At 60.5% G+C, this 11,907-nt stretch carries 14 protein-coding genes; 4 read left to right on the top strand and 10 right to left on the bottom strand.

The genetic code is table 11. The annotated features are described in order from the left end of the window. The coding region (locus GV832_RS18240) for an MFS transporter (protein WP_227754522.1) at positions 1-356 on the top strand (356 nt) is incomplete at its 5' end. 179 nt (positions 357-535) lie between these two features. On the opposite strand, the gene GV832_RS18235 is transcribed toward GV832_RS18240, so the two are convergent. From GV832_RS18235 to GV832_RS18195, 9 genes are all read right to left on the bottom strand, one after another. Then, positions 536-973, bottom strand: a complete 438-nt coding sequence (locus GV832_RS18235; RefSeq protein WP_168776320.1) for a DUF4166 domain-containing protein — start codon at positions 971-973, stop codon at positions 536-538. Positions 974-1,575: 602 nt separating this feature from the next. Further along, positions 1,576-3,153 (bottom strand): TniQ family protein, encoded by a 1,578-nt coding sequence (locus tag GV832_RS18230; RefSeq protein ID WP_227754521.1) that lies wholly within the window; start codon positions 3,151-3,153, stop codon positions 1,576-1,578. Beyond that, the gene (locus GV832_RS18225) at positions 3,125-4,078 is read right to left on the bottom strand and encodes a TniB family NTP-binding protein (protein WP_168776315.1); all 954 of its coding nucleotides are present in this window, start codon (positions 4,076-4,078) and stop codon (positions 3,125-3,127) included. The genes GV832_RS18230 and GV832_RS18225 overlap by 29 nt, the downstream gene beginning before the upstream one ends. 2 nt (positions 4,079-4,080) lie before the next feature. Next, on the bottom strand, positions 4,081-5,055 hold the full coding sequence (locus tag GV832_RS18220; RefSeq protein ID WP_168776314.1) for a Mu transposase C-terminal domain-containing protein: 975 nt from the start codon (positions 5,053-5,055) through the stop codon (positions 4,081-4,083). Then, positions 5,040-6,299, bottom strand: a complete 1,260-nt coding sequence (locus GV832_RS18215) for a TnsB C-terminal domain-containing protein (RefSeq protein WP_168776313.1) — start codon at positions 6,297-6,299, stop codon at positions 5,040-5,042. Before GV832_RS18215 ends, GV832_RS18220 begins: the two co-directional genes overlap by 16 nt. A 138-nt stretch (positions 6,300-6,437) precedes the next feature. Beyond that, complete coding sequence (locus GV832_RS18210) at positions 6,438-6,665, bottom strand: hypothetical protein (protein WP_168776312.1); 228 nt, start codon at positions 6,663-6,665, stop codon at positions 6,438-6,440. Continuing rightward, a complete protein-coding gene (locus GV832_RS18205; protein WP_168776311.1) occupies positions 6,662-7,345 on the bottom strand; it encodes a PDDEXK family nuclease in 684 nt (227 codons plus the stop codon). Before GV832_RS18205 ends, GV832_RS18210 begins: the two co-directional genes overlap by 4 nt. A gap of 262 nt (positions 7,346-7,607) precedes the next feature. Further along, complete coding sequence (locus tag GV832_RS18200) at positions 7,608-7,847, bottom strand: hypothetical protein (protein ID WP_168776310.1); 240 nt, start codon at positions 7,845-7,847, stop codon at positions 7,608-7,610. 129 nt (positions 7,848-7,976) lie between these two features. Further along, positions 7,977-8,603, bottom strand: a complete 627-nt coding sequence (locus GV832_RS18195) for a hypothetical protein (protein ID WP_168776309.1) — start codon at positions 8,601-8,603, stop codon at positions 7,977-7,979. A gap of 208 nt (positions 8,604-8,811) precedes the next feature. On the opposite strand from GV832_RS18195, the gene GV832_RS22575 reads away from it, so the two are divergent. Next, positions 8,812-9,291 (top strand): transposase, encoded by a 480-nt coding sequence (locus GV832_RS22575; protein WP_168776318.1) that lies wholly within the window; start codon positions 8,812-8,814, stop codon positions 9,289-9,291. A 273-nt stretch (positions 9,292-9,564) separates the two neighbouring features. Here the strand turns inward: GV832_RS22575 and GV832_RS18180 are convergent, their stop codons facing one another. Further along, positions 9,565-9,864, bottom strand: coding sequence for a hypothetical protein (locus GV832_RS18180; RefSeq protein WP_227754520.1), 300 nt, complete (start codon positions 9,862-9,864; stop codon positions 9,565-9,567). Between the two features lie 412 nt (positions 9,865-10,276). On the opposite strand from GV832_RS18180, the gene GV832_RS18175 reads away from it, so the two are divergent. Further along, a complete protein-coding gene (locus tag GV832_RS18175) occupies positions 10,277-11,392 on the top strand; it encodes an AAA family ATPase (RefSeq protein ID WP_168776307.1) in 1,116 nt (371 codons plus the stop codon). Positions 11,393-11,406: 14 nt separating this feature from the next. Then, positions 11,407-11,907, top strand: coding sequence for a DUF6634 family protein (locus GV832_RS18170; protein WP_168776306.1), 501 nt, complete (start codon positions 11,407-11,409; stop codon positions 11,905-11,907).

The raw sequence follows: 11,907 nt of genomic DNA, 5'->3' as shown, positions 1-11,907 counted from the left end.
AAGAGCGCGTCCTGGTGCTGAACGGCGCCCTTTACGCGGCCTACCTGGTGGCCATGGTCTTCGCCCGCACCCCGGCCCAGGTCCTGTGGCTGCAGATCCCCAATGCGGTGGCGACGGCGGCGCTGGTGAGCCTGACGATCAGCGTCATGCAGGACACGATCAAGGGCCAGGTCGGCCTGTCCACCTCGCTTCTGGACGTGGTCTCGGTGACGGCCTCGCTGATCTCGGCCGGAGTTTTCCGGGCCTTCTCCAGCGATCAGAGCTACGGCCCGGGCTTCGCCGCCGCAGGGGCAATGGCCCTCGTCGGCGCGGCGCTCATCGGTTGGAGCCAGCGGAGAACAAGCCCCGGCCCATAGTCCCAGGTCTTCCCCGCGGAATGACCGCTATCGGAAAAAATCAAATGGCGTCGGTGCGAACCGCGACCGGCAGCTTTGGGCCGGGAGTGTCGACCGAAATCGGATCGCCGCGCAGGGCGGCTTTCTGAAGTCGACTTGCGGCTCGCCGCACGCAGTCCGATCTCGCGCCATGCGTCACGTTAGCTGGATATCTCAGCCTCGGCCCTGCTCTCTGACCCGACTTCGGCAAGCCAGCCCCGATAATGCACCAGGAGGCCCCTGGTCGCAGGGGTCAGGATCCTCACGCCGAAGCGGAGGAGGTCGTCGATCACCTGCGCGCGCGCGATCGACACTGGCACCAGCACTGGCACCAGCCAGCCCGGCAAAGGCAGTGGTCCCTGATTTCCGGACGCCGCCGGATAGGGCAACTCACCTGCCTCGACCGTCGGGCCGAGACGGAAGGTGAAGGGAGAAGCTCCCCGTGATCTCCGCGCCGTCGCCGCAAGGCGCGAGCGGAAGATGCGCTCCTCGAAACGCCGCTGCCAGGTCTCGCCCTTTGCGGTGACGGGATTGGTTGTGAAATTTTGCGCAGAACTGACCCAGGTTTTCCATCGGGACGTGACCCAGGCGAGGGCTATGGTCCGGAGTTCAGGCTTGGGTCAATGGCTGGGTTGCCTCCCTGCTTTTGCGGGTCGCGACGGTGGAGCTCGCCTTGAAGCGGAAGACGTCATTGCCGGTCTCCATGTCGAACCATCGTGGCGCCATCGGTTCGAGCCCGATGCCGAGGGGCAGCGGTGGGTCAGGCGATCGCGCAAAGCCGGGGGCGACGGGGCCTGCGCAAATCCGGTTTGAGTGAGACCGCCCCGTTGCCGAAGCCGGGAGCCTGGGCAGCAGGACGAAAGTCCGCAAGTCCACCAGCCCCCAAGCCATTGATATATAAGATGACCACCGACCGCATCGCAGCCGGTGGTCATTCATCCTGTGCCGGAATGGTCAAATCATCCGACAAATGGACATTTTATCGTGGGTCCGAAAATGTCGGGCCCACAAGTTATTGTCCACTGGCCGCTCTCCTCGCACCACAAGCCATTGAAATATATAGACCGGAATCACCGAAACACGCCTTGGGGCCACGAGATGGCCATTTCACCCAGAGAAAATGACCATCGAAAGCCCGTAAAAAAAATGCCACCCGAAGGCGGCACGACAAAGTTTCATGGGAAATGTCAGGTTCTCTGGCTCAGTCCATCAGGAAATACGAGTCCTCGGAGAGGCCGACAGGAAGGGTTTCGAGGAGAGCCTTGATCTCCTCCGGATCGACGACCACCGCGGCAAACCCGTGTGCGCCGGTCACCCGGTAGACCCGCTTCAGATGGCCGAGGAACATCGGTTCGAGGATGACCTTCACTCGAGCGCGGGATTTCTCGGCCGATTTGGAGAGGTGGACAAAGCCCTCGGGCGCCTCGTCGACTGCCTGAAAGCGCGTCTCCAGAAACCGAAGGATCGGCTTCACGCCACGGCCATCCACGGCCTTGCCGATCTTGCTTGCCAGGGCACGGTGATCCTGCACACGCTGCAATTGTCCAATCTCAATGAGAAGAGCGATCAGCGGGCGGGAGGCTCCGAGCATGCTCGGCAGACGGGTCACCGGGACAGCATGCTTCACAACGTCGATCAGATCGCGCGCTGCGGTGTAGTCGACCACGATCGGGTTGCTTTGCTGCTCCGCCCCTTCCGGCCTCAGCAGCCCTGCGACCTGCAGGACGTTGCGCAGCGTTCTGCCGTCGAGACCTTCAGACTTTGCGATTGACGCCACACTGCAGAGGTGTGGATCCGTAACGGGCTTGCCCAAGAGCATGTGTCCCTTGCTGAGCGGGGTGGTCTCCAGGATCACATCTCGGAGCATATCGCGAATTGGCCCCGGGTTCTTGGAAAGCCGGCTACCGGAGAGCCAGGCATGAAGCATGCCAAAGGCCGCGCGCGGTGTAGCATTCTTCTCTCCGGATGTTGTAACGCGCGCCATGAGATACCCACGGATCGCCGCACCACCCTCTGACACGATTGGCCAGCCCGCGCGCCCGGCCGCATCCCACATATCCTCACTCATGTCCGAGGCTTTCAGCTTCGGGCCATAGGCCTCGAGGGCGCCCAGCATCTCGGTGGCACGCACCGCCTGGTCGATGTCCTGACCGTCCAGCCATGCCGGCCCGGGGCAATCCTCCAGGCGCGCCACCGCGTAGGCCTGCAGCGGCGAGACCACACGGACAACAGGCGGCACCTGCTGCGCGGCAACGATCAAGCTCCGCATGGCCTGGAGCTCATGCGCGATGTCATCCCATTTCCCCGACCGCAGATCCCGGAGCGCGAAACCGTGGATCGGACAGGTCCGCACCGGAGCCAGGCGCCAAAAGAGGCGATGACGCATTGCGACAGCGGGCAAACGCGTGCCAGTCATATCTTCGCCCAAGCAGGCAGGACAGATCCTTGTCACAGGACCTGTCGTGAACTCAGCCGAGAACTCCAGCCCCCGCAGCCGGTAGCGCCGCCCACCAACTGCGCCGATCGTGTTGCGCAGCACCTTTGCGGGGTCGTGCCCTGCCCTGTCGCAGAGCCGCAGAACCGCCTGCTCGTCGCCCCGTGCGAGTTCAATGAGGGGAATGCCGAGATCCGTCAGGAACGATAGAACGCCGCCACGGGTGTGAAGGGCAGCCTGCCGGGCCGCCCAGGACAGAGGGGTCTCATCATCGGCGAAGGGCAGCATAGGGAAAAGCATGCTCATGAAACCGCCCTCACTGTTTTTTCCGACGAGGATCCACATCCTCCTCGACCTCATCGGGTTTCAAGAGCCAGTAATACTCGGCATAGAAGACATTATCGGCAGCTGTGCAGGCCTCGTTCATCGCGTAGGCAGCCGCGAAATGCCCGATATCCAGGTCGTCGTCGCCGCGCTCGATGGCGATTTCCATGGCATGGAGAAGCAGTTCGAGGGCACGTCCGAACCGATAGCGTGCCCCATGGAAGATGTGCCCGATAAGGTCCGCTTCGATCGGCGCCCCAAGCCCGACACGCTGGCAGTATTGCGTGATGACATCGCGGAAGCTGTCGCCGTCTACCTGCTCGACGAGATCGGGGAGCACCATCGCGGTGAACCTCCGCTGCACCTGCGGATCCGTGCGAATAACCTTGGCAAGGTCTTCCGTGCCAGACAAGACCACGATGACGGCATCGTCGCCCTGCATCAGGGATTTCAGCGCCCGAAGGATCAACTTGCGGTCCGCGCAGAAGAGGTCCTGCGCCTCGTCGATCCAGAGCACCGAGATCCCCAGAAGCTGCAAGCGATGACGCAAGTCCTGCCAGAGCGACCAGGCTTCCTTGCGTGGGTTCGCATCGGGATAGCCGCTCTCCTCCAGCAGGGCGAGCGTCATGCTCTTGAATGTCGCGGGGCTCGGCACCGGACATCCGAGATAGCGCGGCCGCCCGTATTCGCCCTCCTGCAACACCTGGATCCTAGACAGAGTACGCTCCAACAGGTGGGACTTGCCGCTTCCGGGCCCCCCGATCAGCATGACCCCACGTGTCTCTCCGGTGCGGGTGAAGCGCTTGGCGACAGGGGTCAGCTGCCCCTGTTCGTCCGTGGCAAGAAGGCGCGTCGTGTGCATGGCGGCCTCGGCATCACGCGCGGAGCCGATGTGAAGGCTGCGGACACGTTCCAGGGCGAATTTTGCGGTATCAGCCGGTGCCATAATCAGTTTTCCTCGATGGTCATGTTGGATTGGGAAGTTGCGGGCGTCGCGCGGCGCCCTTGGGTCGCCCGCTTCGTGGGTTTGCTGGGCGTTACCCGCGCGCTGGGTTTCTCAGCCGCCACGCTCAGCTCGGAGGATGCGGGGATCTCCATGCCGAGCCCGTCTTTTGCCTGGCGCAATTCCTTGCGCTCAACGAACTCGATACCAGCCAGAAGCTTCTTTTCTTCCTTCGCACAGTGTTCCTCGGACCAGTCCTCGAGGTTGAGACCGGCTGCAGCCATCGCCGCTTCGTTGCGCGCTTGGATCGCCCTGATGGCGTCACGGACGGCGACGTTGTCGAGGCGGTTCGACTTCGGGTTCGCGTCACGGACATGACGCACAGCCGTCAGCCAGGTCTGGGCTGCTACGCCCCGCAGCGACGGGTCAAGCGAAGGCACCTCGTACCAGGTCTTGCCCCGTTTGACCGAGATGGCGCCGATGTCCTTGGGGTGCCAGCGCACCGAAACGTTTTCCGGATTTTCGCGACGGAAATGCTCCTGGGAAGCTTCGGACTGGTACCGCACACCCAGAATGGTGATTCCGGTCTTATCGAGGCGATATTCGCGCTGGTGACCGAAGCACAGGCGCATCATCTCCGCATCCGGCGGCGGCGTCACGCCGTGAAGCTTCGACAGGCGACGCCATGCCTTCACAGGGGTTTCCCCGCCCAGCCCGTGATGGGGCGTGTTGTGGTAGATGTCGATCACCCAACGCAGGAGCGCGAAGGTGAAATCGTCAAGGGTGAGTGCGGCGCGCTTCTCGGGATCCGCATCACCCTTTTCCATGATGCTGGAAAACGTGTGTCCTGACAGACGCGGCGCGAAATCGCTCGCGTAGCTGCCCAAGGAACGCTCGAGCGTGCCGCGGTTTTCCGGCACATCGTTCATCGCCATTTCCCACATCACGCCGAGATCTTCAGCCGTCATGCGGAAGCGCATCGAATGAAGGCAGAACCACCATCGAAGACGATCAGCTCAGGCGTGCCGTGCATGTCCCAGGGCGTCAGGGCCCCGACCGCATCCGCCCATGCCCCCTTGTTGGTCGTGATCATTTGCAAGAGTTGGACGGCCGCCTCGGAGTTCGCGGACCGGCTCAGGACCATGCCGACAATGCAGCGCGTGGCACAGCAGATCGCGGCGGTCAGGGTCCAGCGATCCCGGCGCTTGACTTTCGCCTTGTAATTCGGGTCCTTCTCGTCACCTTTGATATAGAGGCCGAGTTGCCGCTTCTCGTCATCGGTAAGCATGCCATAGATGTTGGTGCTCTCGAGCAAGGTCGAGGCGTCCACCGTCCATTCGTCGATCTCGACGCGTTCCAGAGGGCGGGTCACGCCAAGACCATTCAGAACAGGCCTGAACCTTTTGCGGGCTGCCGCCTCGCCATTACGGGCGACTTCGACGCGGAAAGGGTCCAAAGCACGGATCGCCCGACGAACGGTTTCACGGCTCGGTACGCTGAGTTGATCTTCTTCGGGGTGTTGTTCGTTGCGTTCGCGAATGGCCAATTGAACATTTTCGTAGATGTGCTGGATCGTCGGCTTGTCGCGGGAGAGATACCCCTGAACTTCCCTGTGCATGATGCAGGCAACTTCGGGATCGAGACGGGTTCCCCGCCATCCGCGCCGATCCATATTGTCCAGATGGCCGACCAGGTTCAAATCGTTGCGTTCTGCAAGCCACCTGCGAAGCGTCCGAGGGCTCGGCGCTTCCCCCATGTTCTCCGAGGGCAGAATATGCATGGCACCAGAAGGAGCATGCTTGGATGCCAGCTGTGCCGCACGCCCCACCAACATATCCGTGGATGCCTTAATGGATGCGTCGGTGAAGTTCATCAGCTTCTCGCGGTGCATGTCGATTGCCGCCTGGCAATAAGCATCCTTGCAAACGAACCGGCGCAGCGGCCGCTCGGAGAGCGCCGAAAGCGATACGCCATGCGCCAGTTGCCGTTTGCGCGCAGCGGCCGGATTGAAATAGTTCCGCTCGACGCGGATCCGGCCCAGGCTTCCCAAACGGGAAAGGTCTTGATGCGAGAACTGCTTGGAGAAGCCCGTGTCGTCATCCTGGGTCATGACCACCCCAACCTCCATTTCCATGTGGAGACGGAAAGCCATGCCGTCCACGGTGACACGGTCGAAACGGCCAAAGGCATAGCGGGTGTTTTCGTTGGAGAAGGAGAGATCCATTTCAAGGTCCTTTTCAGATGTTTGACGTCGCACAAGGCAGCAGGAGGGAGGGCGGTCCCCGAAAGGCACCGCTTGGAAGAGGCATGGCTCAAGAGAGAGCGGGTTGCTGGGTGGACGGCGTCGCCTGCCGCCCTGAGTTCAGTCGTCGGCCGATGCGGCCAGATCAGAGCCGACCTGCAGACTCTTCCGGCTCCGGAAAGTCGTGCCACCGTCAAAGATCAACAGGGCCGGTAAAAAAGGTGCCACCAACCATGCGGCCCCAACGTCATCTTGCTCAAGACGATCAGCAGGTGCGGAGTGGCCCCGTTTGGAGCTCTTGCGGCGGGGCGAAACCGGATCCTTGCTCTGGGAACGATCGAAAGTCATGCGCAGACCTCCTGCGTCTTGAACACCAGGCAGCCGCGGCCGATACGCTCATAACTTACCATTTGAAGCTGTCCGGACCGGATCAGCCGAACGAGCGCACGGAAACCCATCCCGTCAAGGCCGGTCTGCTCGACCAGGCTTTCGATCGTGGCTACGCCGGTCATCCGGCCGACGACATCCTGGGCGACGGGGTCGCCAAACTGGTCCGGCCGCCGCACCGAATGGAAAAGCTTCGCATTGAAGAGTTCAACCGGACAGACATCCTGTTCCGTGAACAAACGAAAGTCATCCAAAACCCCTTGCGCGATGGCCTGTTCCTTGACGCGGGCCAGCTGCGCCAGATAGGCGTCTTTCACCCGCCCCAGGGGACGCACTGCATAGCCGATGACGATCCCGTCTTGCCCGGTGGCGACAAGGTCGATGTAGTGCTTGTGGAATTCCCCGTCTTCGTCGAACCAGTCGAAGCGGACCTGTTCAACGAGGTCACGCACTTCGGGCCGCGCCGCCAGGATCAGGGCAGCTTGCAACTCGAGATGGCTTTCGAGTCCGGTGCGAATGCCAGGGCCGGAGCCCAAGACGATACACCCGGTGAAATGTTGGGTCGCACCGACTTGGGTGGCACGGTCGCCTCGGCTGTGTTCCGGCAGGCGGATGCCGCCACCGATAGAAAGTTCAGACATGATTTCTCCCTCCCCGAGAAATTGAAATTCCCGAGCCGTGGTGATCTTTGGCAATCTTCGAAGTTTGTGCAGAGCCTTGCTTGTCCCAGTGCCAGCATCATGCTCAGCGACGGGTGCAAGCCACGGATCGGGCTTTCGCACGGTTCATTCGGGCGCGAAGCGCCTATAGCTGGTTTTAGGTGTGTGAGCCTCTATGGACAGTTTCTTCCGATGGGCGCCTGCATCCTGATTGGAACTGAGAGATCAGAACCCTGTCAGGAAATCAGCCGCGTATTCGGGAATTACCCATAGAAGATGCCCATTCACGATATCCAGCCCGCCTGGATTGGAGGGGTTGGGAGGCCGAATTTTCGCAAATTCCGGCCTCAAGATCGGAAAGGGGCGCACCTCCGATTTTCAGAGCATCCAGCAGATTGTGCGAAAAGATGACCGTGATGGCCTCAGCAGCGCGCGAAACGCGGGCGCTATAGGCTGCAGAAAACTCTTTATTGGTCATTTTCATCTGGATAACTCTGTGGATAGTTGTGAGAACACGCCGATTAGGCGGCGCAAGTCATGAAATCACGCCGATTTCGCGAATCGAATTCGGCCAATCATCCGGCTCTCGTGCTAAGAAGGCGTCCGGATGAGGTCAGGATCCGCCGTTATGAACGATATCTGACAGCCGCCGGAAGAGCTGGTCGGATAGGATCGTCCGCCGCTCCCATTCCGGTGTTTTCAGATCATTGGCCGCAGCGCCGAAGCTAATCGTCAAACTGCCTTTGTCGGATTCGTGCGAGAAGACTGCATGCGGCCCGGTTGAACTGATCACGACAGACACCACAGCAGGGCCGAAGCCATCATCAGAATTGCGGAACCCTGCCTCTAGCCAGTGGCCGCAGAAAGCACCAAAGGCGCGATGCAGCTCGAGGCCAGCCACAGGCGGCCGGTTCAGGGCATCAAACAGCTTACTCATACTTCCCTCATGGCCATCGGCTTCCCACTGGATATAGTCGTCAAGAATCATGAACCCACGCACCAACCGCATTTGAGAAAGCTTACGCACCGCCTCAGGCGCGTCCTTGGTCTCAAGCCCCATGACCAGGGCCAAGGTGAGATGGAAGATATCTTCCCCCGTCATATCCGCTGCGGCCCGGCCACGCCCGCCAGGGGTGCGGAGCCCGACACGCGCCATGGCACGCGTCATGGCGTCGACCTTATTGGGGTTCAGGTCGAACAACAGGGCAAGCGCCCGCACCATTTCCCCTTTTGTCGCCATGGAAGCTATCCTCTTGAAGTGACCTTGGGAGCGTTATGCCACCCAATAGATTACGTGTCAAGTTTACGGTAAAACTTTTTCCGTAAATTCTTCATGTGGCAGCCATCCGCAGCTTGAGGTTCCTCCCGGCGCCCCGCATTCTTGATTTGCACAGACGTCGCCGCCCAAGGCGGCTATGGAAATTAATTGTTTAAATACAAAACTTTAGATCGGAACTCTGCCGAACCTTCATGCCGCCCGCTATCGCACGACGATCTGGCCCAACGACAACGCCGCGCTCCGCCAGCGGGGCTCGCTCCCTGTCTGGTTTGATCCCGACACGGTCTGGCATGCCGGCAAGTTCTGCAGGCGAGGGCACCCCGAGACGGTCTTTCATGCGGCAGTCCGAGCCGGTATCTCGCTGAAAATGCTCTGCGGCCCTGTTTTTCATCAAATCGCCGGGTTGGTCGAGAGCTTGATACGGATAGTCGGGCGCGACGAACTGGCGCCGGATTGTCCGATGCGTTGTCGGGTGCAGCAGGGGATTGGAGTGCCGCGCCCCTATCACCGTTCAGGCAAGCCCTCGCCCTTGCTTGCCGACAGAACCCAGGGGAAGTTCAGAAGGGATGGCGCTTGGCATTTTTCGCAAACACGCATCGTCACCGCAGGGCTGCCCCGCTGGATCCGCAGCCGGAGAGCCTGCCGTTGACTTACAGCCAGAACTGAGCCCGTTTTTCCACCGAGAAGTGAGCCACGTCTGATTTTGGATTTCGGCGAATGCTGGGCTCGAGGTCCAGTTACGCCCCTTCTTTTTTCGCGCTGCTGCGGCTGAGTTGACCTTGAAGCGGAAGCTGTCGCTCGCAGTCTCTAGGATTTGGCAGCGGCGGGTGAGGCGGTCGAGAAAGGCGGTGGTCAAGCTTCGGGAGCCAAGATGACGATGGCGTCGACGGCGGGGTCATGTCGCAAAGCGGAGTCCTGCGATCTAGGAACGCAGACCATCGTTGCATTCGACATTAGCTTTGGGTTCGCGATGCAGGGCCATTGTTTGTGGCTTGTCCAGCGGTGGACCGGAAACCATCTTGCCGTCAATCTTGCGTTGCGACAGATTCAGCAGGTTTGCCTTGGTGGGCACGCCATCGGTCAGTGCCTGTTCCACGGAAGTGAGTAAGGCTCCTTCATCGTGGTGCAACACAAGGACCGAGGAAATCATCGGCACCCTCAGACCGTGGCTCTTACGCTGAGCCACGCTGTTTTCTGGCAAGTCATCGCCGGGGTAGACCAACTTTTTCCGTTACGGCGAGAACGTTGAGCCTTTTGTCAGACCTCCATTATTCGCAAATATATTGTTCAGAAACATGTACTTAGTTTATATCCCGCTTCGGTTTCCGGGTTGACGGCTGCTGCCGCCCCGCCTTAGCGTGAGGCCACAGAATCACTTTAACCACCGCCGCACTCCAGTTTTTCCGTCAAGGGACCTCGTTTGCGGCCGACAACGAACGCAACTGCGGGCGCGAGGGAAGCTTTGCCCGCCTGATTGGATGAACACCATGTCCAGAACGACCTTACCGCGCTTGCGCGACCGGCCGGGGCTTTGTTGAAGAGCCACAAAGCCTAGCCAATCACCATCATCCAGAAAGCCCGCCTGATTGTCCTGAGGCCAGTCAGCAGCCCCGCTTTGTCAAGAGAGTGCCGTCATGCCAACGTTTCGCTTCGTAAAATGTCCTTTTCCTCCGAGTCAAACCAGCTGGGACCTCGAGAGCCATCTGACAGAGGTTCTTCGCAAACTCCGGCGCGCCCGCGCCATCAATCCGCCTGACTCATCGAAAGAGGTCGAAGAAGGGAAAGGCACCCTCTTTGACGAACTGTCAGGATTTGGCCAAAGCCCCGTGGTCCACTTGGTCCCAGACGACTGTGACAAGATTTCGCGCCGCGCTAGGAAGCTGACGGACCGCCGACAGGCCGCTTCGGGGTTGGCTCATCTGAAGAAAGAAGATCGCGAGCGGCTGCTTCCACTCCGGGACGGGATCAATCTTGTCCGGCTTGCCAGTGAACACCGCGCGGATGAGATTGCGGCAGAACTGCATGCGGAATTCCCGTGGATGAACATGGCCACCGAGAAAGTGTGGCACGATGCGCGCCGTTCAGTCCGCGAGGGATGGATCGCGCTCCATTTTTCACCAATCCTTCTGGTGGGTCCCCCGGGCGCAGGCAAATCCACCTGGGCGCGGCATTTGGCATCAGCTATCGGCACGCCATCGGTCGAGGTGGAAGCGACGGTCGAAAGCGCGAGCTTCGGGATCCTGGGCAGCCAAAAAGGGTGGGGCAACAGCGCCCCCGGCCGCCTGGTCAACACGATCTTGCGTACAAAGGTCGGCAATCCGATCACCATCATCGACGAAGTCGAGAAGGCCGGCAGCGTGACCAGCAACCAAGGGCGGAATTTCGACCTCTGCAACGGCCTGTTGCCCCTCCTCGAACCCTCGACGGCGAGCAAATGGAGCTGTCCTTATTTCGAAGTCCCGTTCGACATGTCCCTGGTGAGCTATATCCTGACCGCCAACGACATCGCACCGGTTTCAGCCCCCTTGAGAAGCCGATGCCCGCCTATCCATGTTGACCTGCCAACTAAGCAACACCTGATAGCCTTCTCGGAGCGCGTGGGGCATAGACGCGGCCTGTCGGAGATGGGCATCGGGATCGTGCAAGAGCTCATCGAAAGACGTGGTGGGGCAGGATCCCTGTCCCTTCGGATGGTGCTGCGCATGATCGACCGCGCTCTCGCCCTCGAGAACAAACCGCGGCTGAATTGACGGGGGGCAATGGAATGGAACCCGCCGATCCGGTCATGCCCCACAGGCCCTTCGCATCTCTCATCGAAAAGGTCAGGGCGGCGTTGAAGACCTCGAGCCTGCAGGATGTCTTGCACGACAACCCGATGCTCCTGGATCTGATCGTGTTTGCGGAACAGACCGTGCCAAAGAACAGGCACTTGGACATCAACGATTTCCTGAGCCAGATCGAGGCGCTGAGCAAAGCGACCCCTGCGCCGCCTGCTCTGCGAAAGGCCCCTTTGCTTGATCCCTGGTGCGCCGTGATCGACCAAGGCTGTCCTGTATTAATCGGGGTTGTCGAGGGCCATCCGTTTCTTCGCCTTGCTGGCAGGATGCGCAGTTCTCCTCTTTTCCAAGTGTCGCGCGGGCAAGGCTGGGCAAGGACCTGGTCGCGCTTCTACCGCCTTAGTCATTATGACCACGGGCTGCGAGATAAGTGGATCTCGCGGGGAGGTATTCGTGAAGATGCGATGCTGATCCGGTTGGAGGACTGA

Origin of the sequence: Stagnihabitans tardus, assembly GCF_009925085.1 — a bacterium.
Classification (GTDB): domain Bacteria; phylum Pseudomonadota; class Alphaproteobacteria; order Rhodobacterales; family Rhodobacteraceae; genus Stagnihabitans; species Stagnihabitans tardus.
The sequence above is the reverse complement of the archived record's forward strand: the minus strand, read 5'-3'. Positions and strand labels throughout refer to the sequence as shown.